Origin of the sequence: Streptomyces musisoli (genome assembly GCF_016741855.1) — a bacterium.
GTDB classification, from domain to species: Bacteria; Actinomycetota; Actinomycetes; order Streptomycetales; family Streptomycetaceae; genus Streptomyces; species Streptomyces musisoli.
This window is the reverse complement of the sequence record NZ_JAERRH010000005.1, coordinates 56,764-79,240: the sequence shown is the minus strand read 5'-3', so window position 1 is coordinate 79,240 and position 22,477 is coordinate 56,764. Positions and strand designations below refer to the sequence as shown.

Below are 22,477 nucleotides of genomic sequence, written 5' to 3'. Positions count from 1 at the left end.
CCTTCGTCGAACCGTGGGGGCCGCCGGACCGTCGGTCCGCCGGCCGAGCCCGTCAGCTGAAGGAGTCGCCGCAGGCGCAGGAGCCGGTCGCGTTCGGGTTGTCGATCGTGAAGCCCTGCTTCTCGATCGTGTCGACGAAGTCGATGGACGCGCCGCCCAGGTACGGAGCGCTCATGCGGTCGGTGACGACCTTGACGCCACCGAAGTCCTTGACGACGTCACCGTCGAGCGAGCGCTCGTCGAAGAAGAGCTGGTAACGCAGGCCGGAGCAGCCACCGGGCTGAACGGCGACGCGCAGCGCCAGGTCGTCGCGGCCTTCCTGGTCGAGCAGGGCCTTCACCTTGGCCGCGGCGGCGTCACTCAGGATGATGCCGTCGGTGGCGGTGCTGGTCTCGTCCGATACGGACATCTACATCTCTCCCGGGTTGTACGGAGACTGCTTGCCGACGAGTGCAACCGGCGCTTCCGCGGATTCATTCCGGGCCGGGCATTCGCGTTGTCGCTTTTTTCTTCTTTCTCATGCTCGCACATGCCCCGTCGGGCGGACAGCGACCCGGAGCGGGCCCGGGCGGGATTCACGTCACATCGACGCTATGGCCATCGTCAAAGTGACGTGAAGCGGTTATGATAGATAGCGTCAGTTAGACGAAAAGTAGAAAGGGTGCGTGACGTGACCACCGCCCAGACCCCGGATCTCGACGTACAGCCGACTCCGCTCGCGCTGCTGCTGCTCGGCCGTGAGGCCGACCCGAAGAGCGAGCGGGGCGTCGAGTGCCCCGGTGACCTGCCGTCGCCCTCCGACCCCGATCTGGTCGAGCGCGCCCGCGCGGCCAAGGAGAAGCTCGGCGACAAGGTCTTCGTGCTCGGCCACCACTACCAGCGCGACGAGGTCATCCAGTTCGCCGACGTCACGGGCGACTCCTTCAAGCTGGCCCGGGACGCAGCCGCGCGCCCGGAGGCCGAGTACATCGTCTTCTGCGGTGTGCACTTCATGGCCGAGTCGGCGGACATCCTGACGTCCGACGACCAGAAGGTCGTCCTGCCCGACCTCGCCGCCGGCTGCTCCATGGCCGACATGGCGACGGCCGAGCAGGTCGCCGAGTGCTGGGACGTCCTGACGGAGGCCGGGATCGCCGAGCAGGTCGTGCCGGTCTCGTACATGAACTCCTCGGCCGACATCAAGGCGTTCACCGGTAAGCACGGGGGCACCATCTGCACCTCGTCCAACGCCAAGCGCGCCCTCGACTGGGCCTTCGAGCAGGGTGAGAAGGTCCTCTTCCTGCCGGACCAGCACCTGGGCCGCAACACCGCCGTCCGCGACATGGGCATGTCCCTGGACGACTGCGTGGTCTACAACCCGCACAAGCCGAACGGCGGCCTGACGGCGGACGAGCTGCGCGCCGCGAAGATGATCCTGTGGCGGGGCCACTGCTCGGTCCACGGCCGCTTCAGCCTGGACTCGGTGAACGACGTCCGCGAGCGCATCCCGGGCGTGAACGTCCTGGTCCACCCCGAGTGCAAGCACGAGGTCGTGGCCGCGGCGGACTACGTGGGCTCGACCGAGTACATCATCAAGGCCCTCGAAGCCGCCCCGGCCGGTTCGAAGTGGGCCATCGGCACCGAGCTGAACCTGGTCCGCCGCCTGGCGAACCGTTTCGCCCCCGAGGGCAAGGAGATCGTCTTCCTCGACAAGACGGTCTGCTTCTGCTCGACGATGAACCGCATCGACCTGCCCCACCTGGTCTGGACCCTGGAGTCCCTGGCCGAGGGCAACCTGGTCAACCGCATCGAGGTCGACAAGGAGACGGAGGCGTTCGCCAAGCTGGCGCTGGAGCGGATGCTGGCGCTGCCGTAGCGGCAGGCCGAAAGCCGGCCGGGACACCACCGAGGCCCGCCCGCACTCTGTGCGGGCGGGCCTCGGTGGTGTGGTGCGGTCGTGCGGGTCTCTGCCGGGGGGCGGGCCGGTCCGCGGGGCGACCGCATCGGCCCGCACCGGCCCGGTGGCTCGCACCGGCCCGGTGGACCGTGCCCGCCCCGTGGTCTACACCCCTAAGGGTCCCGGGCCCGGTGGCTCGCACCAGGCCCGGCGGCCCGCACCGGGCCCGGTCCACTGGGCACGGTCCACCGGGCCCGGTGGACCGTGCCTGCCCTGTGGTCTACACCCCCACGGGTTCCGGCTTCGGGGTTTCCTTGCGGTCCCGCTTCGCCGCCCGCTTCTTCGCGCGGCGCTCCTTGCGGAGCTCCAGCATCGCGTAGAGCGTCGGGACGAGCAGCAGGGTCAGCAGGGTCGAGCTGATCAGACCGCCGATGACGACCACGGCCAGCGGCTGGGCGATGAAGCCGCCCTCGCCGGTGACGCCCAGGGCCATCGGGAGCAGGGCGAAGATGGTCGCCAGCGCCGTCATCAGGATCGGGCGGAGCCGGTGCCGGCCACCCTCGATCACGGCCTCGACCACGCCGTAGCCCTGTCCGCGGTACTGGTTGATCAGGTCGATCAGCACGATCGCGTTGGTCACCACGATGCCGATCAGCATCAGCATGCCGATCATCGCGGGCACGCCCATCGGGGTGCCGGTGGCGACCAGCAGGCCGATCGCGCCCGTCGCCGCGAAGGGTATGGAGACCAGCAGGATCAGCGGCTGGGCCAGCGACCGGAAGGTCGCCACCAGCAGCATGAAGACGATCGCGATGGCCGCCAGCATGGCCAGGCCCAGGCTCTTGAACGCGTCGTCCTGGTCCGAGCTGACACCGCCGATCTCGGCCGTGGCGCCCGCCGGGAGCTTCAGCGCCTTGATCTTCGACTGGAGCTTGCCGCTGATCGCGCCGGTGTTGTCACCCGTCGGCCGGGCCGTGATGGTCGCGGCACGCCGGCCGTCGATCCGGGTCATCGAGACCGGGCCGTCCACCAGCTTCACCGTGGCGATCTCGCCGAGCCTCACCGGGCCGAGGCGCAGGTTCTTCAGCTGGGCCAGCGTGGTCGCGGGCTTCGCCGACCGCACGACGACGTCCCGCTCGGCGTCGTCGAGGACCGCCTTGGCCGCCGTCGTACCGTGCACGGCCTGCGCCACCGCGGCGCCCAGCTTCTGCTCGTCGAACCCGTCGGCCGCCGCCTTGGCGTTCGCCTTCACCGAGATCCGCGGCACGCTCTGCGACATGTCGCTGCTGACGTCGGTGACGTGGTCGAGGCCGGCGACCGCGGAGCGGACCTGCTCCGCAGCCGTCCGCAGCACCCGCGCGTCGGACGCCTTGACGACCACGCTCAGGTCCTGGCTGCCGAAGCCGTCACCGGCCGACACGGTGGTCGTACCGATGCCCTTCAGCTTCGCCAGGCCGTCCTCGATGTGCTGCTGCACGTCGTCGTACGAGGCCGAGTCCGTCAGCATCACCTGGTACGACGCCTGGTTGGTGTCGGTGCCGCCGCCGAAGGCCGCCATGAAGCCGGAGGAGCCGACGGTGACCTGGTAGTCCTTCACGCCGTCGGTGGAGGCCAGCAGCTTCTCGACCTTCTTCGCCTGGGCGTCGGTGGCGGCCAGGCTGGTGCCGGGCCTCAGCTTCTGCTTGACCGTGAGGACCTCCTGCTCGCCCTGGTCGAAGAAGTTGGTCTTCAGCAGGCCGCCCATGCCGAACGTGAGGACGAGGACCACGACCGCGATCAGCACGCTGGTGAGGCGGCGCCGGGTGGCGAACCGCAGGACGGGCACGTAGGCGCGCTGGAGGCGGCTGTTCGCCTCCTTCTCCTCGGCCTTGCGGCGGGCCTCCGCCGCGTCGTCGGGGGTGCCCTTCGGGGCGCGCAGGAACCAGTACGACAGGACCGGCACGACCGTCAGCGAGACGAGGAGGGAGGCCAGCAGGGCCGCCGTCACCGTGATGCTGAACGAGCCGAACAGGGCGCCCACCATGCCGCCGACCAGGCCGATCGGCAGGAACACGGCGACCGTGGTGAGGGTGGAGGAGGTGACCGCGCCGGCCACCTCGCGCACCGCCGTGAGGATCGCCTCCCTGCGCTCCTCGCCGTAGCCGAGGTGCCGCTTGATGTTCTCCAGCACCACGATCGAGTCGTCCACGACCCGGCCGATGGCGATGGTCAGCGCGCCGAGCGTGAGCATGTTGAGCGACAGGCCGCGCGTCCACAGCACGATCAGCGCGAGGACCACGGACAGCGGGATGGATACCGCCGTGACGAGGGTCGAACGGACCGACGCGAGGAAGACCAGGATGATCAGGACCGCGAAGAGCAGGCCGAGCGCGCCCTCCGTGGTCAGGCCCTTGATGGACTTGGACACGGCCGGGCCCTGGTCGCTGACGACCGTGAGCTTCGCGCCGGAACCGAGGTCACCCCGCAGGCCCGGCAGCTTGTCCTTGACCGCGTCGGAGATGGAGACGGCGCTGCCGTCGTGGTCCATCGTCACGTTGACGGCGAGGCTGGGCCGGCCGTCGGTGCGGGTGATGGAGTCCGCCGGGGCCGGCTGCTGCTCGACGGCGGCCACGGCACCGAGGCGCACGGGCTTCGCCCCGCCCTCGCCGGTGACCATCAGGTCCTCGATCTGCCGCAGGGAGGTGAAGCCGCCGCCGACCTGGACGGTGCGGTTCGCGCCGTCCTCGTCGAAGGAACCGGCCGGGACGGTCGCGCCGCCCGCCTGGAGGGCCTGGCCGAGCGCCGCCGGGGTGAGACCCGCCCTCGCGAGCTTCGCGTCGTCGGGGGTGACGGTGACCTGGAGGTCACGCACGCCCATGACCTGGACGCGGCCGACGCCGTCGATGTCCTTCAGGGCCGGCACGACCGTCGTGTCGAGCTGGTCGGCGAGGGCCTGCTGGTCCTTGTCGGAGGTGACGGCGAGGACGACGGTCGGCATGTCGTCCGTGGACCCGGAGATGACCTGCGGGTCCACGTCGTCCGGGAGCTGGTTGCGGGCCCGGTTCACGGCCTGCTGCACGTCGGAGACGATCTGCTTGGTGTCGTTGTCGTAGTCGAAGGACGCCATGATCACGGCGTTGCCCTCGGCGGCCGTGGAGGTGACTGCGGTGACACCGTCGACGGCCTCGAGGTTCTCCTCGATCGGCTCGACGACCTGCTTCTCGACCACGTCGGGCGAGGCGCCCTGGTACGGCGCGATCACCGACACCATGGGCAGGTTGATGGTGGGCAGCAGCTGCTGCTTGATCTGGGGTATCGCGATCAGCCCGAAGACGAGCGCGATGAGCGACATCAGGCCTACCAGGGCCCGTTGCCGGAGGCTGAATCTCGACAGCCAGGACATGGATCAGGGTCTCTCTTCGGTGAGCGGCAGAAGCGGCTGGGACGCAGGTGAGCGCCCACTCCACCACCCTGGGCCATGCCGGAAGGCCGGTTCGTAGCCCCCAGGTCCATTTCCTTATCCGGCCCCTACTCCCCGCGCAGTACACGCGGGTGGAGGTCACTCCATCCTCGGGCGTACCAGCCCCGACTCGTACGCGATCACGACGAGCTGCGCCCGGTCCCGCGCGCCCAGCTTGGCCATGGCCCGGTTGACGTGCGTCTTCACCGTCAGCGGGCTGACCGCCAGACGCTCGGCGATCTCGTCGTTGGAGTGGCCTCCGGCGACCTGGACGAGGACCTCCCGCTCCCTGCCGGTGAGCGCGCCGAGCCGCTCGGAACGGGCGGGGTCGGGGCCGTCGCCGTCGTCGCCGCCGGCGAGGAAGCGGGCGATGAGTCCTTTGGTGGCGGTGGGGGACAGCAGGGCCTCGCCGCCCGCCGCGACCCGGATGGCGTTCAGCAGCTCCTCCGGCTCGCTGCCCTTGCCGAGGAAGCCGGAGGCGCCGGCGCGCAGCGCCTGGACGACGTAGTCGTCCACCTCGAAGGTGGTCAGGATGACCACGCGGACCTGCGCGAGGGCCGGGTCGGCGCTGATCAGGCGGGTGGCGGCGAGGCCGTCGGTGCCGGGCATCCGGATGTCCATGAGGACGACGTCGGGGAGGTGCTCCCCGGCCAGCCGGACCGCTTCCGCACCGTCGGAGGCCTCCCCCACCACCTCCATGTCGGGCTCGGAGTCGACCAGGACCCGGAACGCGCTGCGCAGCAGTGCCTGGTCGTCGGCGAGCAGGACACGGATCGTCATACGGGTTCCCCCTGGGCCGTCGTCGTCTTGACCGGCAGGATCGCATGGACGCGGAAGCCGCCGCCGTAGCGGGGTCCGGTGGTCAGGGTGCCGCCGAGGGCGCTGACCCGCTCGCGCATCCCGAGCAGTCCGTGCCCGCCGCCGGCCTCGGGCGCGCCGGTCGTCCCCGGGCCGTCGTCGAGGACGGTGACCTCGATGTTCGGTCCGGCGCGTACGACGCTCACCTCGGCCTCGGCCTCGGGACCCGCGTGCTTCTGCACATTGGTCAGGGCCTCCTGGACGATCCGGTAGGCGGCCAGGTCGACGGCGGCGGGCAGTTCGGTGCCCTGGTCGGCTCGGGCGACGGCCACCGGCAGGCCGGCGCTGCGGAAGGTGTCGGCCAGGTCCTCGAGGCGGCTCAGGCCCGGGGCGGGCTCGGTGGGTGCCTCGGGGTCGCCGGACTGGCGGAGCAGGCCGACCGTGGCGCGCAGCTCGTTCAGCGCGCTGCGGCTGGCCTCGCGGACGTGCGCGAGGGCCTCCTTGGCCTGGTCGGGGCGCTTGTCCATGACGTGGGCGGCGACGCCGGCCTGCACGTTCACCAGGGCGATGTGGTGGGCGACGACGTCGTGCAGATCGCGGGCGATGCGCAGCCGCTCCTCGGCGACCCGGCGGCGGGCCTCCTCCTCGCGGGTGCGTTCGGCGCGTTCGGCGCGGTCCCTGATGGCCTGGACGACCGCGCGGCGGCTGCGTACGGCGTCGCCCGCGGTGGCGCCGATGCCGGTCCAGGCGAGGACGCCGAGGTTTTCCTGGGCGTACCAGGGCAGCGGTCCGGCGAGCATGGCGGCGGCCGTCAGCACGGTCATGGTGAGCAGGCCGAGGCGCCAGGTGGTGGGGCGGTCGGTGGTCGCGGCGACGGTGTAGAGGGCGACGACGGCGGACATCGCGACCGGGGCGCGCGGGTTGCCGGTGACCAGCTCGATCAGGGAGACCGTGCCGGCGACGGCGAGGACCGTGCGGGGAGCGCGGCGGCGGAAGACGAGGGCGGCCGCGCCGACCACCATGAGGAGGAGGCTGAGGACGGCGGGGGTGCGGACGCCCCAGGTGACGCCGTGCTCGCCGCGGGGCACGACGAAGGAACCGGCGACCATGCAGACCAGCACGCCCGCCGCCAGGGCCGCGTCCAGCGCCAGCGGATGGGCCCTGAGGCGGCACCGGGCGCGCTCGAGAGTGCTCACGGTAGGAACAGTACGGTTCGGAAGCGGGCCGACAGCAAGACGCCTGCTGCGAGCGCGAGGACCGGGCGGGCCGGGCGGGCCGGAACAGGGCTGCGCAAAAGGTGAGCGAGACCGGGACCGGACTGGCACAGGGGCTGCGCGAGAGGTGAGCGAGACCAGGACCGGGCTTAAACAGGGGGTGGGCGAGAGGTGAGCGAGACCAGGACCGGGCTGGAACAGGGGGTGGGCGAGAGGTGAGCGGGGTGCGGGCCGGAGGCGGGGTGGCTTGCCCGCGCCGGCGGGGTGCCGCTGCGCCCACCCGTGCCGCCCCAGCGGCACGACTGCCCGCAGCTGCGTGACGACGTCGATCCCCCGCCCACAGCACCCCAACAGCCCACGGCACCCCAGCCCCCCAGGGGCGCGGGGAACTGCGCGACCAGCCACGACCAGCCCGCAGCCGCGTGATCGACGTCGATCCCCCACCCACGCACCCCGACAGCCCACGGCACCCCAGCCCCCAGGGGCGCGGGGAACTGCGCGACCAGCCACGACCAGCCCGCAGTCGGCCGACCCCAGTCGTCGGCCCCACACACAGCCGCACACCCCCGTTTTCCCGAGGCGCGCGGGGAGTTGGGGGCGGGGAGAATGGGGTGTGGTCGCCCGAACGTGTGCGCCCCGGTCGTGGGGCCGCGCGTCGGCTCCTGGGCGTGCGCCGGCTGTCAGGCGCCCGTCGGCCGGCCGACCGCCTGCCGTCACGCGCCGTTGGCCGGACGTGCCCAGCCTCCTCCTCGACATCCTCCCGTCGACGAAAGGCACCCCATGCGCCGCCACTCACCGCTTAGGCCCGTCGCCGCTCTCACCCTCCTGTCGGCGGCCTCGTTCCCCGCACACGCCGCCTCCTACGGCACCCCCACGATCAAGCTCTCGGCCGCCTACCTCTCCGGTGCCGTCGACAGCACCGGCGATCCCACCGTCACCGTGACCGTCGCCCAGAGCGGAGCGGACGCCTCCGCGCTGACGGTCACCGCGAGCGGGAGCACCAGGAGCAGCGTGGCCGCCACCACCGACGTGCACGTCACCGGCAGCGGCACCAGCCGTACCGTCGCCGTCACCGCGCACGCCCAGGGCTACACCGACCTCACGCTGAAGGTGACCGGCCTCGGTGGCAAGACCGCCACCACGACCCTGCACTACGCGGCTTCCCCGGCCGTCCAGCACAGTGCCGACGCCCGCTATCTGACCGGCGCCTCGGACGCCTCCGCGGCCGTCGACGTCGGCGGCGGTCACGTCGTCGTCGCCAACGACGAGGACAACACCCTGCGCCTGTACGACGGTGCGGCCTCCGGTGCGCCGGTGCGCAGCTGGGACCTGGGCGGCGCGCTCGGCGCCGACAAGGAGGTGGACATCGAGGGCGCGGCCCGCGTCGGGAACACGGTCTACTGGACGGGCTCGCTGGGCAACAACAAGGACGGCGAGTACCGGGCGGACCGCAACACCGTGTTCACCACGACCGTCTCCGGGTCGGGCGCCGCCACCCAGCTGACCTTCGGCACCGCCGGGCACCGGCTGCGCGACGACCTGGTGGCCTGGGACGAGGCGAACGGCGACCGGTACGGCTTCGCCGACGCGACGGCCGCCGGGCAGGCCCCGAAGCAGATCGACGGCTTCAACGTCGAGGGGCTCGAGTTCGCGCCCGGCTCGGTCACCACCGCCTACGTCGGTTTCCGTGCCCCGCTGGTGCCGCCGCAGAACGGCGGGAAGGCGCTGCTCGTGCCGGTCACGAACATGGACCAGGTGGCGCGCGGCTCGAAGGCGGCCTTCGGCACTCCGGTCGAGCTGGACCTCGGCGGGCTGTCCGTCCGGGACCTGCGCCGGAACGCCCAGGGGCAGTACCTGATCCTGGCCGGGTCCTGGGCGGCCGAGGACAACAGCGCCCCGTACGCCCTGTACTCCTGGGACGGGGTCGCCGGGCACCGGCCCGTGAAGGTGCTGGACCTGCCGACGGCGGACGCGGGCGGCTGGGAGTCCGTGGTGTCCGTGCCCGACCTGACCGCTCCCGGCGCCCGGGTGCAGCTGATCACCGACGACGGAGCCGCCGATCTGTACGGCGACGGCACCAAGGCCAAGGACCTCGCGCACCCGGAGTGGCAGAAGTCCCGTACCACCTGGTTCACCCTGAGCTGACCGGCTGGCCCACCCCCGGGCCGACCGGGCTGGTCCGTCCCTGAGCCGACCGGGCTGGTCCCCCCTGAGACGACCGGCTGATCGGCTGGTTCACCCTGAGACGCCCGGGCTGGCCACCCTGACCGGCGATCGGCTGGTTCACCCTGAAACGACCGGGCTGGTCCATCCTGAGCCGGCCGGCTGGTCGGCTGGTTCGCCATGAGCTGGCCGGCGCGGGGGTCAGCCCGGGATCAGTCCGTCGTCGCTCAGCAGTTCCCGGATCTCCTCCAGCGTCGCGTCGGGCGACGGCAGGATCAGCTCCGAGGGTTCCAGCGAGTCGTCCGGCAGCGGGGTGCCCAGCCGGTGGACGGCGTCCAGGAGGGCGGTGAGCGTGCGGCGGAAGCCCTCGCCGTCGCCGCTCTCCATCTCCGCCAGGAGTTCGTCGTCCAGCTTGTTCAGCTCGGCGAGGTGGGTGTCGTCCAGCCTCACCTGGCCCTCCCCCATGACCCGTACGATCACGTCGGCCTCCTCGGCTCGGGCCCCGGCGCCGGGCTACTGCTTGTCGAAGCGCGGGGTGTCCTGCGGCTGCTGCTGGGACTGCCCCTGACCGGTGCCGCCCTCGATGGCCTGCTGCGGGGAGCCTCCGGCCAGCTCGGCCTTCATGCGCTGAAGTTCCAGCTCTACATCCGTACCACCGGAGAGCCGGTCCAGCTCGGCCTGGATGTCGTCCTTGTGCATGCCGGACTGGTCGTCCAGGGCACCGGAGGCGAGCAGCTCGTCGATGGCGCCGGCCCGGGCCTGGAGCTGGGCGGTCTTGTCCTCGGCGCGCTGGATGGCGAGGCCGACGTCGCCCATCTCCTCGGAGATGCCGGAGAAGGCCTCGCCGATGCGGGTCTGGGCCTGGGCGGCGGTGTAGGTGGCCTTGATGGTCTCCTTCTTCGTACGGAAGGCGTCCACCTTGGCCTGGAGGCGCTGGGCCGCGAGGGTGAGCTTCTCCTCCTCGCCCTGGAGGGTCGCGTGCTGTGTCTCGAGATCGGTGACCTGCTGCTGGAGGGCGGCGCGACGGGACAGCGCCTCGCGGGCCAGGTCCTCACGGCCGAGGGCGAGCGCCTTGCGGCCCTGGTCCTCCAGCTTGGAGGACTGCTGCTGCAGCTGGTTGAGCTGGAGCTCCAGGCGCTTGCGGCTGGTCGCCACGTCGGCGACGCCACGCCGCACCTTCTGGAGCAGTTCCAGCTGCTTCTGGTAGGAGTAATCGAGGGTCTCGCGCGGGTCCTCGGCCCGGTCAAGGGCCTTGTTCGCCTTCGCGCGGAAGATCATCCCCATACGCTTCATGACACCGCTCATGGGCTTCGCGCGCCCCCTTCTGACGGACTCCAGCTCACAGATCCTGCGACAGAACCCACAGTACGGGCCCTGCCTCCATTACCGCACTGTTCGCGGGGCGATGCGCTCATCCCCGAGAACGACTGCGGACCGTACCGCTCCGGCCTAAGGAGTAGGTGATCCCACCGGAGGCCCTCAGTGCGTCCCCTCTGTCCCCCTGGAGACGTCCGGCGTTGCCGGATCGTTCCCCACCGGACTGGGGTCCATGCGGGTGCAGCCCTTACCCTTGGGTTTTGTGTTCCGTAGCCGTGCCAAGGAAGAGAAGGCCCCGACCGCCGACAAGGCGCCGGTGACCCTCTCCAAGCAGCCCCGTGACCCGCAGGCCCCCAAGGGTCGGCCCACGCCCAAGCGCAGTGAGGCCCAGTCCCAGCGCCGCAGCGTCGCCAACACCCCGACGAACCGCAAGGAGGCCGCGAAGCGTCAGCGCGAGGAGCGGCGGCAGGCCCTGGAGCGGCAGCGCCAGGCGCTGGCCAGCGGCGACGAGCGTTACCTCCCGGCCCGTGACAAGGGCCCGGTCCGCAAGTTCGCCCGCAACTGGGTCGACTCGCGGTTCAACGTGGCGGAGTTCTTCCTGCCGCTCGCCGTGGTCATCCTGGTGCTGAGCGTGGTGCGGGTGCCCGCGATCCAGAGCATCGCGCTGCTGCTGTGGCTCATCGTGATCGTGCTGATCGTGCTGGACGCGGCGGTCAGCGGCTTCCGTCTGAAGAAGCGGCTGCGCGAGCGCTTCCCGAACGAGAACACCCGCGGCGCGGTCGCCTACGCCCTGATGCGGTCCCTGCAGATCCGCCGGCTCCGGCTGCCGAAGCCGCAGGTCAAGCGCGGAGAGCGGCCCTGAGCGCTGACGCTTTCGCCGGGGGCGGGGCCGACGCGCGGCCGCACGGGCCGGCCGGGCTGCGTGACGTCGTCCGCCAGGAGCTGGTGACCCGGCAGCTGGACGAGCAGATATCCGGACGGTTCCCGGTCGGACGGCGGCTGCGGGTGCTCGATGTCGGGATGGGCCGGGGCACGCAGGCGCTGCGGCTGGCCCGGCTCGGTCATCAGGTGACCGGGGTCGAGCAGGACACGGCGATGATCGCCGCCGCCCGCCAGGCCGTGGCCCAGGAGCCGGAGGGCATCCGGGAGCGGGTGCGCCTGGTGCAGAGCGACGGGCAGGACACCGGCGTGCACTTCCTGCCGGGCAGCTTCGACGTGGTGCTGTGCCACGGCGTCCTGATGTACGTCGAGGAGCCCGACCCGCTGGTGGCGGGCCTGGCCCGGATGCTGGCCCCCGGCGGTCTGCTCTCCCTCCTCGTCCGCAACGGTGACGCGCTCGCCATGCGCCCGGGTCTCGGCGGTGACTGGGCCGGCGCCCTGGCCGCCTTCGACACCACCGCCCACGTCCCGCGTCCCCGCACGGACTCGGACGCGGGGATCCCCGTACGGCTCCGCCCGGACGCCCGCGCCGACCGGCTCGCGGCCCTCACCGCCACGCTCGCCGGCATCGCCGCCCCGCTGCACGCCTGGTACGGCGTCCAGGTCTTCACGGACACGGTGGCGGACGCCGCGCCCGTCCCGGACGACGTCGAGACGCTGCTCGCGGCCGAGGAACGGGCCGGGCGCACGGACCCCTACCGCCGGGTGGCGGCGCTGCTGCATCTGTGCGGGGTACGGGGCTGAGCCCGTTCGGGGCAACAGCGCGGGCCGGGTGATCAGCGCACGGTGAGACTCGGGGGCATGGACGCTTCCGCTTCCCGTGCGCGTGCCTTCCGGACGGCCGTCGGCGCCGCCGCGCTGGCGTGCTGCGCGGCCCTCGCGACGGGCTGCACCACCCCCGTGGCCCAGGCCGGGCCGGGCACGACGGCGGCCGCCCGGACGGCCGCGCCGATGACCGCGACCGATCTGCAGAGCCGGTACCAGCAGCTCGTCAAGGAGGTCCTGCCGTCGGTCGTGCAGATCCAGGCGAGCCACGACCTGGGCTCCGGGGTGGTGTACGACGACAAGGGGCACATCGTCACCAACGCGCACGTCGTGGGGTCGGAGAAGACCTTCCAGGTGACCACGGCCAACAGCGAGGATCCGCTCACCGCGAGCCTGGTCTACTCCTACCCCGAGCAGGACCTCGCCGTGATCAAGCTGGACAGGATGCCGGACGGGCTGCGGCCGGCGGTGTTCGGGGACTCCGAGAAGGTGGAGGTCGGCCACATCGTGCTGGCCATGGGGTCGCCGCTCGGGCTGTCGTCCAGCGTGACCCAGGGCATCGTCTCGGCGACCGGACGGACCGTCAGCGAGGGCAGCACGGGATGGGGGTCCCCCCGCTCGAGCGAAGCCGGGAGCGCGGAAGACACGGGCGCGACGATCGCGAACATGGTGCAGACGTCGGCCGCGATCAACCCGGGCAACAGCGGCGGCGCCCTGGTGGGTCTGGACGGGCGGGTGATCGGCATCCCGACGCTCGCCGCGGCCGATCCGAGCCTCGGGGGCGGCGCGGCGCCCGGCATCGGGTTCGCGATCCCGGTGTCGATGGTGCGGACGGTCGCCGACCAGATCATCGAGAAGGGCAAGGTCGTCGACTCCGGGCGGGCGGCCCTCGGCATCACCGTACGGACGGTCGTGGACGACGGCTACCGGCCGGCCGGGGTGGCCGTGGTGAGCGTCCGCGGCGGCGGCGCGGCCGACCGGGCGGGCCTGCGTCCCGGCGACATCGTCACCAGGCTGGGCGACGAGCCCGTCACCACCGTCACCTCGCTCTCCGAGGCGCTGGCGGCGGACCGGCCCGGCCGGCGGACCTCGGTGACCTACCAGCGCAACGGCACCGGGAAGACGGTCGAGGTGACGTTGGGCGAGCAGTGAGGAGGAGGGCCCTCCTCACCCCGCTTGCGGACGGGTCACGCGTCGGCGTGCAGGCTCATCGGGCCGTAGATCTCGGTGCTCTCCTCGAACAGCCGCACCTGGTCGGCACCGCCGTCCTGGAGTGCCTTCCAGTGCTCACCGATCCAGGACTCGGCGTCCCCCTGCGTGGTGAACTCCTCGGGCAGCACCGCCGGCTGGACCTCCGTCCCGTCGGCCTTCTCGAACCGCCACGTCCATGCCGTCATCTGGGCCTCCTTCGATCCGACACCTGCTGGCAGCCTAGCCGGAAGCGCAAGACCTGCCGGGACAGGCGAAAATCGGTCCGTGGAAATCACTCTGCTCGGTACCGGTGCCCCCGCGGGACTGCCTCGCCCCGACTGTCCCTGCGCCGCCTGCGCGACCGCGCTCGGGCCGGACGCACGGGCGGCGACCGCGGTGCTCGTGGACGGCACGCTGCTGCTCGACCTGACGCCGGGCGCGGCATTCGCGGCGGCACGCGCCGGGCATTCGCTGGGCGGGGTACGGCAGGTGCTGCTGTCGCATCCGCACGACGGTCCCGCGCTGGAGGTGCCGGCCGGGCTGCCGCAGCCCGGACGGGTGCCGGACGGCCGGGAGTTGGCGCTGCTGACGGGGCATCGGGTGCGGGCCGTGGCGATGGACGCGGGCGGCACCGGGTACGCGGTGACCGGGCCGGACGGGCAGCGGCTGCTGTATCTGCCGCCGGGCGGGGCGCCGGCCGGCCTGGAGGGGGCGACGGCGGAGTCGTACGACATGCTGCTGGCGGACGTGGTGAGCCGCCCCGACGCGCTCGCCCGGCTCCGCGCGGTCGGCTCGGTGGGGCCCACGACGGACGTCCTCGCCGTCCACCTCGACCACGACGTGCCGCCCGGCCCGGAGTTGCGGCGCCGGCTCGCGGCGGCCGGCGCGCGGGCGGTGCCGGACGGTACGACGCTGGTGGTCGGGGCGTACGAGGAGGTGCCGGACGTGCCGCGCCGGACGCTGGTGCTGGGCGGGGCCCGCTCGGGCAAGTCGGTGGAGGCCGAGCGGCGGCTGGAGACGTTCCCGGACGTGCTGTACGTGGCGACGGGCGGCACGCGCGGCGGGGACACCGAGTGGGCGGCCCGGGTGGCCGTGCACCGGGAGCGGCGGCCGGGGTCGTGGCGTACGACGGAGACGACGGACCTGGTGCCGCTGCTGGCCGAGGACGGCCCGCCGCTGTTGATCGACTGCCTGTCTCTGTGGCTGACGGACGTGATGGACTCCGTCGGGGCGTGGGACGACGCGGAGTGGGCGGGCACGGGCGAGAAGGCGCTGCGGGAGCGGGTGCGGGAGCTGACGAGCGCGGTGCGCGCCACCCGGCGGACCGTGGTGGCCGTCTCCAACGAGGTGGGGTCGGGGATCGTGCCGGCGACCGCGTCCGGCCGCCGGTACCGGGACGAACTCGGCCGCCTGAACGCGGCGTTCGCGGCGGAATGCGAGCACGTGCTGCTGGTCGTCGCCGGACAGGCGTCGACGCTCCGGGGCTGACCGGCCGCCCGGGCTCCGGGGCCGAGCGGTTGTCCGGTGCGGGTGCCGGGTGGCCGCCCGGGCTGCGGGACCGAGTGGCAGTCCGGCGCGGGTGCCGGGTGGCCGCCCGGGCTGCGGGACCGAGCGGTCGTCCGGCGCGGGTGCCGGGTGGGTGCCGTCGTGGCGGTGCCGTGGGGCCGGTGGCATCGCGGTGCCCCGAAGGCGCGGGAACCGCGCGGCCGGTCACGGTGTGGCCGCGGTCGGCGGCGGTTCTCGGCTACCCGGCGTTCTTCCGTGCCACGATCCGGTACGCGTTGGAGAAGCATGTTCGCCGGAGCAGCGGAGCGAACCCCTGGTCCAGGCCCCAGGCCAGGTCCCCGACGGGTGTCGCCGCCAGCTGGACGAGCGGATGGGCGTGGTTCAGGGACAGGGTGACGGCCGCCGTGAGGTCGTACGGGACGTGCGGTGACGTGCGGTCCGTCACGAGGACCGAGCAGCCCATGCGTTCCAGCTCCGCCCGCAGGTTGGCCCGCGGCACCAGGTGCAGGTGGCGGGGCTGGCCGTACGGGAGCCACCACCTGCCGAGGAGCGTGGCGAACGCACAGCGCGGATCGGTGACTTCGACGACCAGGTGGCCCCCTGGCCGGAGGACGGTCAGCGCGGCTCCGAGTTCGGCGCGCGGGTCGGGCGCGTGCTCCAGGTGGTGGAACATGGAGACGACGTCGTAGCGGGCGCGCAGGCGGGCCGCCGTCCCCGGGGTCGTCAGATAGCCCCGGTGCGCCTCCTCCACGCGGCCCTCCAGCAGCGCCTGTTCCACCCGGGCCGTCGGGTCCAGCCCGTCGAAGCTGGTGTACGGGAAGAACTCCTTCGCCGCCTCGGGGAAGCGGGCGTGGCCGGTGCCGACGTCCAGCCAGCTCTCCGGTTCGCGCAGCGCCGACAGGCGCCGGGCGGTGGCACGGTGCCGGCGGCGGACCGCACGCGGGGAGAGGACGCGCGTGACGAGTTCCTCCAGCTGTCTCTCGTAGAAGTCCCGGTGGAAGAAGGCGAATCCCTCCGCGGTGAGCCGGGGGTTCTGGAAGGTGTGGGCACAGTCGCCGCACTCGTCGAGGACGAACGTGCCCGCCCGGTGGCGCAGCGGATCGGGCGCGCGCAGCCGGGTCCGCAGGCTCCGGGAGCCGCACCACGGGCAGTCCGCGCGGCGCGGCTCCTGGAACGGGTCGTGGGGGGTGGTGATCTGCGGGGTGAGGGGCGAGGTCGGCATGGGCTGCTCCCTGTGCGACATTCCGCGGCAAACCGGAACGTATGGGATACCGACTTGAGGTGCAATGACGTCGTGGGTGTGTGGTGGCGATGTGGCGCGGGAGCGTTCGTTCGCTGGCGGTACTGTTCGGCGAATGAGCAGCCTTAATCTGGACGACTTCACCGATCTGATCGAGCGCCCGGACGGGGGCGTGCGCCGTGACGCCGAAGCCCGGCGGGAGCGCCAGATCGTGCCGCAGGGGGCGCTGGGCCGCCTCGACGAGCTGGGCGAGTGGCTGGCCGCCGCGCGGGGCGAGGTGCCGGTACGGCCGGTCGAACGGCCGCGGGTGGTGCTGTTCGCCGGTGACCACGGCGTCGCCGGGCTGGGTGTCTCGGCGCGGCCCGCGGGTGGCGGGGAGCAGCTGGTGCGGGCGGTGCTGGAGGGTGAGAGCGCGGTGTCCGTGCTCGCGCGCCGGCTGGAGGTGCCCGTACGGGTCGTGGACATGGCTCTGGACTGCGCGCCGGAGGACTTGCCGAAGGACGTGGTACGGCACCGGGTGCGGCGGGGCAGCGGCCGTATCGACATCGAGGACGCGCTGACCCTGGAGGAGGCGGAGGCCGCCCTGCTGGCCGGTGTCGCCATCGCCGACGAGGAGGCCGACTCGGGGACCGATCTCGTGGTGCTCGGCGATGTCAGCGTGGGCGGGACGACGCCGGCGGCGGTGCTGATCGCCGCGCTGTGCGGCACGGACGCGTCCGTGGTGACCGGGCGGGGCGGGCTCGCGATCGACGACCTGACCTGGATGCGCAAGTGCGCGGCGGTCCGGGACGCGCTGCGGCGGGCCCGGCCGGTGCTCGGGGACCAGCTTCAGCTGCTCGCTGCCGTGGGCGGGGCGGACCTCGCGGCGATGACGGGGTTCCTGTTGCAGTGCGCGGTGCGGAAGCTGCCGGTGCTTCTCGACGGGGTCGTGGCCGCCGCGTGTGCGCTGGTCGCCCAGCGGGTCGCGTTCCGGGCGCCGGACTGGTGGCTGGCCGGGCACGACAGCGGGGAGCCGGGGCAGGCGAAGGCGCTGGACCGGATGGCTCTCGAACCGCTGCTGGAGCAGGGGGTGAAGGTCGGCGAGGGCGTGGGCGCGCTGCTGGCGCTGCCGCTGGTGCAAGCCGCCGCCGCGTTGGCGGCGGAGCTGCCGGAAAGGCCGCGGACCGAGCAGGACCCGGAGACCGGAAAGGCCCCGGAAGAGGAGACACAGTAACCACTCCCGGCCGCCCCGGCACCGCCGGACCCCACCGCCTCGGCCGAGCACCGTCGCGGCGGGAGAGTCACCGGCGCGCAGAAGCGGCCCGAGGCGCACGGGAGACCCGCGGAGAAGACCGGCCGGGCGACGCAGTAACCACTCCCGGCCGCCCCGGCACCGCCGGACCCCACCGCCTCGGCCGAGCACCGTCGCGGCGGGAGAGTCACCGGCGCGCAGAAGCGGCCCGAGGCGCATGGGAGACCCGCGGAGAAGACCGGGCCGGGCGACGCAGTGACCGGTCCCGGCCGCCCCGGCACCGCCGGACCCCACCGCCTCGGCCGAGCACCGTCGCGGCGGGAACGGCGCGCGGAGGGGTGGCGCAGAAGCGGCCCGGGGTGCGTGGGGAACGCGCGGAGAAGTGGCCGGGGTGTGCGGGGGCTTGGGGAAGCGGGCGGGGCGGAAGGTGGACGTGGGGGTGGAATTGTGGGGTTCGTCGGAGACTCGCCCATATGATCCTTCTCCATGGGAGATGCCCGAATTGCCGTGGAGCGGCGAGCCGAGGCCGAGCGGACGGGTGAGCGGGCGCGGCGGTCCACCGGGGCTTCCCGGAGGGCCGCCGCCTTCGCCGTCTGGTATCTGCGGACCGTCGCCTTCATCAACTTCCTCAGCGCGGTGTGGGTCTCGCTCGGCCAGGACGTGCGCCGGCACAACCAGGACGACTTCTTCACGCCGTACCTGCTGACGGCCGGCTTCGCCTCCGGCGTCTTCACCGCCTTCCTGGCGATCACCATGCGGCGCCGGAAGCGGGCCGCGTGGATCCTCAACCTGGTGACGAGCGGCCTCTTCCTGGCCCTCTTCGCGGTCGCCATGGCGTTCCCGGAGATCCGGCGGTACGGGCAGAACTGGTTCTCCCTGGCGCTGACGGCCGCCTTCGTGGGCGCGCTGCTCGTCGGCCGCCGGGAGTTCTACGCCAAGGGCGACCGCTCCAACCCCCGGCTCGCCGCCACGGTCGCCGTCGTCGGCGGGCCGGCCGCGAGCCTGCTGGCCGGGCTGCTGGTGACGGTCGCCAACCAGGCCCCGGACGCGGCCCGCTCCTCGTTCGCGGAGCGCTGGCACTACGGCACCCTGCGGCTGATCTCCGTCGCCGCCGAGGAGTCCCACTTCCCGGGCATGGAACCGCCCAACTGGGTCAACGTGGCCGTCAACGTGCTCGGCACGGCCCTCGTCCTCGCCGTCCTGTACGCCGCCTTCCGCTCCCGGCGGGCCGTCGACCCGCTCACCGTGGACGACGAGAAACGGCTGCGGGCCCTGCTGGAGCGGCACGGCGACCGCGACTCGCTCGGCTACTTCGCGCTGCGCCGGGAGAAGAGCGTGGTGTGGTCGCCGACCGGGAAGGCCGCCGTCGCCTACCGCGTCGTCGGCGGGGTGAGCCTGGCGTCCGGGGATCCCCTCGGCGACCCGGAGGCCTGGCCGGGTGCGATCGCGCCCTGGCTGGCCGAGGCGCGGGCGCACGGGTGGATCCCGGCGGTGATGGGCGCCGGCGAGGAGGCCGGGACGGTGTACGCCCGGCACGGTCTGGACGCGCTGGAACTCGGGGACGAGGCGATCGTGGAGGTCGCCGAGTTCACGCTGGAGGGGCGGGCGATGCGTACCGTCCGGCAGGCGTACAACCGGGTGAAACGGGCCGGGTACGAGGTGCGCATCCGGCGGCACGAGGACATCCCGGCGGACCGGACGGCGTACCTCGTCGAGCGCGCCGACGACTGGCGGGACGGCGCCACCGAGCGCGGCTTCAGCATGGCGCTCGGCCGGCTCGGGGACCCCGAGGACGGCCGGTGCGTGATGCTGGAGTGCACGGACGGCGAGGGTCGGCTGCGGGCCCTGCTGTCCTTCGTGCCGTGGGGCCCGCACGGGCTCTCCCTGGACCTCATGCGGCGCGACCGGGACTCCGACAACGGGCTGATGGAGTTCATGGTCATCGAGCTGCTGCGGCGGGCCCGCGAGATCGGGATCACGCAGGTCTCACTGAACTTCGCGATGTTCAGGTCGGTCTTCGAACGTGGCGCGCGCCTCGGCGCCGGACCGGTGCTGAGGCTGTGGCGGTCGCTGCTCAGCTTCTTCTCCCGCTGGTGGCAGATCGAGTCGCTGTACCGCGCCAACGCCAAGTACCGGCCCATCTGGGAGCCGCGGTTCCTGCTCTTCGAGAAGAGCGCGGACCTGCCGCGCATCGGCCTCGCCTCGGCCCGCGCGGAGGGCTTCCTGGAGGCGCCGGGACTGCCCAAGTGGCTGCACCGCAGGCACCTGGACACGCATCGTTGACCGTACGGGGATGAGGAACGCTTGATGGGAACGCTCGCGCGCTGGGCCCGAGCCGAGTGGGGGCTGCTGTACGTCACCGTGCGCGAGCCCCTGCGCCGGCGCGGGCTGCAGGCGATCTCGATGACGCTCGCGGCGGTCGCCCTGACGGCTCTTCTCCAGTACGTGCAGAACCGGCCGTGGGGCTACGGACCCGTTCAGGACCTGGGCGCGGTACGGGCCGCGGACCCGCTGTGGTCGGCCCTGCTGCGCACTCCCCTGTCGCTGTTCGTGCCCGCGCTGGACCTGCCGGTGTGGGGGGCGCTGGCGCAGATCCTGCTGGTGTTCGGGATCGCCGAGCTGTGCCTGGGCTGGTGGCGGACGCTGGCCATCGCCTACGTCGCCACGCTCGCCGGGACCCTGTACGCGCGCCTCGGGATCACCCTCGGCCCGCATGCCCCGTTCGGGCTTCCGTGGACCGACGCGCAGGTGGTGGACACGGGCCCGTCGGCGGCGGTCGTGGGGCTCGCGGTGTTCGTCGGCTGGCGGTACGGCGCCTATGTGACGGCGAGCGCGGTGACCCTGGCGATGGTGGTCGAGGTGCTGCTGAAGGAGAACCTGGCGGGCAAGGAGCATCTGGCCGCGCTGATGGCCGTGGGGCTGCTGTGTCTCGTGGCGGCGCTGCGGCACCGGGACGGGAGCAGGCCGCGCACCGCCCGCCGTCACCGGTGGTCGGGCAACTGCACCGGGCGGGGGTCGGGCTTGCCACCGATCCAGTCCTGAAGGACACGGCGCGGCCCGGCCCAGCGGCGGTCGTGCCGGTAGGCGCGCAGGGCGGCCTTGGCGCGGGCGCGGGGGCGGCGGCCGTAGAAGCGGCGGGCCCACGGGGAGCCGGGGCGGGCGAGCCGGACCGCGCCGACGACCGCGACCAGCGGCACGATCGCCCCGAAGATCGCGACGCGGGTCTTGCCCTTGCCGAGGGCGATCAGCGCGAAGACGAAGTTCCCGACGATGGTGCCGATGACCCTGCCGCGGTCCTGCAGCTCCTCCTGCGTCAGGTCGTTGACGCCGAACGGGGCGAACCCGGCGAGCAGCAGGCCGACGAGGGCGGCGGTGAGCGCGACGACCTCGACGCTCTTGCGGCCCTCCGCGCTCCAGTAGACGTCGTCGAGGTGCAGGATCAGCGCGAATTCGTCCAGGACGAGGCCGGCGCCGATGCCGAAGAGCACGGCCGAGACGGCCGCTCCGACGCCGTGCCGGTCGCTGGCGACCGCGCCGAAGCCGCCGACGACGGTGAGGACGACTCCGGGGACGACGTGGTGGATGTGCAGCCCGCCCGCGTTGACGTTGCCGAACGGGCCCTTGCCGGCCCGGATCAGGCGGGTGATGACGCGGGTGACGACGAAGGCCAGCACGAAGGCGGCGAGGGCGAGCAGCAGCGGGAGCTTGCCCGGCTCGACGATGTTCCGTTCCCACCAGTGCCCCATATGCGCACCTTATCCCCGGGTGCGGGAGGGGGCCCCGGGACCGCCGGGTAACCTGCGCCGGTGCTCAAGTCCCCCCCTCTCGACGGTCTCCGCTTCGCCTTCGGCACGCTCACCGTGCTGCCCGTCCCGGTGCACCGCTGGGACCGGGAGGCCGCGCGCGCCGGAATGCTGTGCGCCCCGGTGGCCGGACTGGTCGTCGGCGGGTCGGCGGCCGGGCTCGGTCTGCTGCTGCTCCTCCTCGGCTCCGGTCCGCTGCCGGCCGCGGTCGCCTCGGTGGCCGTGCCCGCCGCGCTCACCCGCGGGCTGCATCTCGACGGACTCGCCGACACCGCCGACGGGCTGGGCAGCGGCAAGCCCGCCGAGGACGCGCTGCGGATCATGAAGCAGTCGGACATCGGCCCGTTCGGGGTGCTCACCCTCGTCCTGGTCCTGCTGGCCCAGGTGGCCGTGCTGGCGCAGCTCTACGACGCCTCCTGGGCGCGGGGCGCGGTGGCCGCGGTGGTCTCGGCGGTCGCGGCCCGGCTGGCGCTCACCCTGGCCGCCCGCGCCGGAGTGCCGGCCGCCCGCCCGGAGGGGCTGGGGGCGGCGGTGGCCGGGGTGGTCCCGAAAGCCGCCGCGCTGGGTCTGGCGGCCGGCGTGGTGGCGGCGGCCGGGGCGGTGGCGGCGGCCGGGGCTGTGGCCGCCCGCCTCGGCTGGTACGACGGCGTGCGCACCGCCGCCGCGGTGGCCGCCGCCGTCACCGTCGCCGAACTGCTCCTGCGCCGCTGCGTCCGGCGGTTCGGCGGGATCACCGGGGACGTGTTCGGCGCGCTCGCGGAAACAGCCGCAACCACCACCCTCGTCCTGCTGTCCCTCGGCCACTAGCGGGCCGGGCGAGCGCCCCGAAGGGGCGCGGGGAACCGCGCGCCCGGCCCCGACGCACCACCACCCAAACGCCGGCCCGCAGCCCACCCGCCCCACCACCCGAAACCGGCGACGCCCCCGAAGGGCCCGCGGTTCTCCACGGCGGTTTCGGCGAAAAACATGCGAACCGGTGGGTGGGCACCGCACCG

19 protein-coding genes are annotated in these 22,477 nt (G+C 73.0%); 10 read left to right on the top strand and 9 right to left on the bottom strand.

Annotated features, from left to right (window positions below; all coding sequences use genetic code 11):
• Positions 1-52: 52 nt before the first annotated feature.
• Entirely contained in the window at positions 53-409 is a 357-nt protein-coding gene (locus tag JK361_RS15650) for an iron-sulfur cluster assembly accessory protein (protein WP_030951236.1), read from the bottom strand.
• A gap of 261 nt (positions 410-670) precedes the next feature.
• On the opposite strand from JK361_RS15650, the gene nadA reads away from it, so the two are divergent.
• A complete protein-coding gene (nadA, locus tag JK361_RS15645) occupies positions 671-1,855 on the top strand; it encodes a quinolinate synthase NadA (RefSeq protein ID WP_201817880.1) in 1,185 nt (394 codons plus the stop codon).
• Between the two features lie 301 nt (positions 1,856-2,156).
• Here nadA and JK361_RS15640 read toward each other — a convergent pair whose 3' ends face one another.
• The 3 genes from JK361_RS15640 to JK361_RS15630 form a co-directional block, all read right to left on the bottom strand.
• A complete protein-coding gene (locus JK361_RS15640; protein WP_201817877.1) occupies positions 2,157-5,258 on the bottom strand; it encodes an efflux RND transporter permease subunit in 3,102 nt (1,033 codons plus the stop codon).
• A gap of 156 nt (positions 5,259-5,414) precedes the next feature.
• The gene (locus JK361_RS15635; RefSeq protein WP_201817875.1) at positions 5,415-6,095 is read right to left on the bottom strand and encodes a response regulator; all 681 of its coding nucleotides are present in this window, start codon (positions 6,093-6,095) and stop codon (positions 5,415-5,417) included.
• Positions 6,092-7,309 (bottom strand): sensor histidine kinase, encoded by a 1,218-nt coding sequence (locus JK361_RS15630; RefSeq protein WP_201817873.1) that lies wholly within the window; start codon positions 7,307-7,309, stop codon positions 6,092-6,094. Before JK361_RS15630 ends, JK361_RS15635 begins: the two co-directional genes overlap by 4 nt.
• Positions 7,310-8,107: 798 nt before the next feature.
• Between JK361_RS15630 and JK361_RS15625 the strand changes: the two genes are divergently transcribed.
• Positions 8,108-9,472 carry a hypothetical protein gene (locus JK361_RS15625; protein ID WP_201817871.1) on the top strand — a complete coding sequence of 455 codons (1,365 nt, stop codon included), beginning with the start codon at positions 8,108-8,110 and terminating at the stop codon, positions 9,470-9,472.
• 219 nt (positions 9,473-9,691) lie between these two features.
• Here JK361_RS15625 and pspAA read toward each other — a convergent pair whose 3' ends face one another.
• Entirely contained in the window at positions 9,692-9,970 is a 279-nt protein-coding gene (gene pspAA / locus JK361_RS15620) for a PspA-associated protein PspAA (protein WP_201817869.1), read from the bottom strand.
• Between the two features lie 33 nt (positions 9,971-10,003).
• Positions 10,004-10,783, bottom strand: a complete 780-nt coding sequence (locus tag JK361_RS15615) for a PspA/IM30 family protein (protein WP_078611732.1) — start codon at positions 10,781-10,783, stop codon at positions 10,004-10,006.
• A 256-nt stretch (positions 10,784-11,039) separates the two neighbouring features.
• Here JK361_RS15615 and JK361_RS15610 point away from each other — a divergent pair, with 256 nt between their 5' ends.
• The 3 genes from JK361_RS15610 (at position 11,040) to JK361_RS15600 (ending at position 13,663) form a co-directional block, all read left to right on the top strand.
• Complete coding sequence (locus JK361_RS15610) at positions 11,040-11,669, top strand: DUF3043 domain-containing protein (RefSeq protein WP_201817867.1); 630 nt, start codon at positions 11,040-11,042, stop codon at positions 11,667-11,669.
• 83 nt (positions 11,670-11,752) lie between these two features.
• Complete coding sequence (locus tag JK361_RS15605; protein WP_201817864.1) at positions 11,753-12,490, top strand: methyltransferase domain-containing protein; 738 nt, start codon at positions 11,753-11,755, stop codon at positions 12,488-12,490.
• Positions 12,491-12,547: 57 nt separating this feature from the next.
• On the top strand, positions 12,548-13,663 hold the full coding sequence (locus tag JK361_RS15600) for a S1C family serine protease (protein ID WP_201817861.1): 1,116 nt from the start codon (positions 12,548-12,550) through the stop codon (positions 13,661-13,663).
• A 35-nt stretch (positions 13,664-13,698) separates the two neighbouring features.
• On the opposite strand, the gene JK361_RS15595 is transcribed toward JK361_RS15600, so the two are convergent.
• The gene (locus JK361_RS15595; RefSeq protein WP_201817858.1) at positions 13,699-13,908 is read right to left on the bottom strand and encodes a hypothetical protein; all 210 of its coding nucleotides are present in this window, start codon (positions 13,906-13,908) and stop codon (positions 13,699-13,701) included.
• 79 nt (positions 13,909-13,987) lie between these two features.
• On the opposite strand from JK361_RS15595, the gene JK361_RS15590 reads away from it, so the two are divergent.
• Complete coding sequence (locus tag JK361_RS15590) at positions 13,988-15,190, top strand: bifunctional adenosylcobinamide kinase/adenosylcobinamide-phosphate guanylyltransferase (RefSeq protein WP_201817855.1); 1,203 nt, start codon at positions 13,988-13,990, stop codon at positions 15,188-15,190.
• 256 nt (positions 15,191-15,446) lie between these two features.
• Here JK361_RS15590 and JK361_RS15585 read toward each other — a convergent pair whose 3' ends face one another.
• Positions 15,447-16,430 (bottom strand): class I SAM-dependent methyltransferase, encoded by a 984-nt coding sequence (locus JK361_RS15585; protein ID WP_201817851.1) that lies wholly within the window; start codon positions 16,428-16,430, stop codon positions 15,447-15,449.
• Positions 16,431-16,563: 133 nt separating this feature from the next.
• On the opposite strand from JK361_RS15585, the gene cobT reads away from it, so the two are divergent.
• The 3 genes from cobT to JK361_RS15570 all read left to right on the top strand — a co-directional run bounded on the left by cobT (position 16,564) and on the right by JK361_RS15570 (position 20,721).
• Positions 16,564-17,661, top strand: coding sequence for a nicotinate-nucleotide--dimethylbenzimidazole phosphoribosyltransferase (gene cobT, locus JK361_RS15580; protein WP_201817848.1), 1,098 nt, complete (start codon positions 16,564-16,566; stop codon positions 17,659-17,661).
• Between the two features lie 504 nt (positions 17,662-18,165).
• Complete coding sequence (locus JK361_RS15575; RefSeq protein WP_236053053.1) at positions 18,166-19,962, top strand: phosphatidylglycerol lysyltransferase domain-containing protein; 1,797 nt, start codon at positions 18,166-18,168, stop codon at positions 19,960-19,962.
• Positions 19,963-19,986: 24 nt separating this feature from the next.
• Positions 19,987-20,721 carry a hypothetical protein gene (locus JK361_RS15570; protein WP_201817845.1) on the top strand — a complete coding sequence of 245 codons (735 nt, stop codon included), beginning with the start codon at positions 19,987-19,989 and terminating at the stop codon, positions 20,719-20,721.
• On the opposite strand, the gene JK361_RS15565 is transcribed toward JK361_RS15570, so the two are convergent.
• A complete protein-coding gene (locus JK361_RS15565; RefSeq protein ID WP_201817842.1) occupies positions 20,661-21,425 on the bottom strand; it encodes a hypothetical protein in 765 nt (254 codons plus the stop codon). The genes JK361_RS15570 and JK361_RS15565 overlap by 61 nt on opposite strands.
• A 60-nt stretch (positions 21,426-21,485) precedes the next feature.
• Between JK361_RS15565 and JK361_RS15560 the strand changes: the two genes are divergently transcribed.
• Positions 21,486-22,289 carry an adenosylcobinamide-GDP ribazoletransferase gene (locus JK361_RS15560; protein ID WP_201817839.1) on the top strand — a complete coding sequence of 268 codons (804 nt, stop codon included), beginning with the start codon at positions 21,486-21,488 and terminating at the stop codon, positions 22,287-22,289.
• The last annotated feature ends 188 nt before the right edge of the window (positions 22,290-22,477 follow it).

Coding starts and splice junctions, on each gene's coding strand:
- JK361_RS15650 (WP_030951236.1), bottom strand. CDS start 409: ATGTCCGTATCGGACGAGACCAGCACCGCCACCGACGGCATCATCCTG.
- JK361_RS15640 (WP_201817877.1), bottom strand. CDS start 5,258: ATGTCCTGGCTGTCGAGATTCAGCCTCCGGCAACGGGCCCTGGTAGGC.
- JK361_RS15635 (WP_201817875.1), bottom strand. CDS start 6,095: ATGACGATCCGTGTCCTGCTCGCCGACGACCAGGCACTGCTGCGCAGC.
- JK361_RS15625 (WP_201817871.1), top strand. CDS start 8,108: ATGCGCCGCCACTCACCGCTTAGGCCCGTCGCCGCTCTCACCCTCCTG.
- JK361_RS15615 (WP_078611732.1), bottom strand. CDS start 10,783: ATGAAGCGTATGGGGATGATCTTCCGCGCGAAGGCGAACAAGGCCCTT.
- JK361_RS15610 (WP_201817867.1), top strand. CDS start 11,040: ATGCGGGTGCAGCCCTTACCCTTGGGTTTTGTGTTCCGTAGCCGTGCC.
- JK361_RS15600 (WP_201817861.1), top strand. CDS start 12,548: ATGGACGCTTCCGCTTCCCGTGCGCGTGCCTTCCGGACGGCCGTCGGC.
- JK361_RS15595 (WP_201817858.1), bottom strand. CDS start 13,908: ATGACGGCATGGACGTGGCGGTTCGAGAAGGCCGACGGGACGGAGGTC.
- JK361_RS15585 (WP_201817851.1), bottom strand. CDS start 16,430: ATGCCGACCTCGCCCCTCACCCCGCAGATCACCACCCCCCACGACCCG.
- cobT (WP_201817848.1), top strand. CDS start 16,564: ATGAGCAGCCTTAATCTGGACGACTTCACCGATCTGATCGAGCGCCCG.
- JK361_RS15575 (WP_236053053.1), top strand. CDS start 18,166: ATGGGAGATGCCCGAATTGCCGTGGAGCGGCGAGCCGAGGCCGAGCGG.
- JK361_RS15570 (WP_201817845.1), top strand. CDS start 19,987: ATGGGAACGCTCGCGCGCTGGGCCCGAGCCGAGTGGGGGCTGCTGTAC.
- JK361_RS15565 (WP_201817842.1), bottom strand. CDS start 21,425: ATGGGGCACTGGTGGGAACGGAACATCGTCGAGCCGGGCAAGCTCCCG.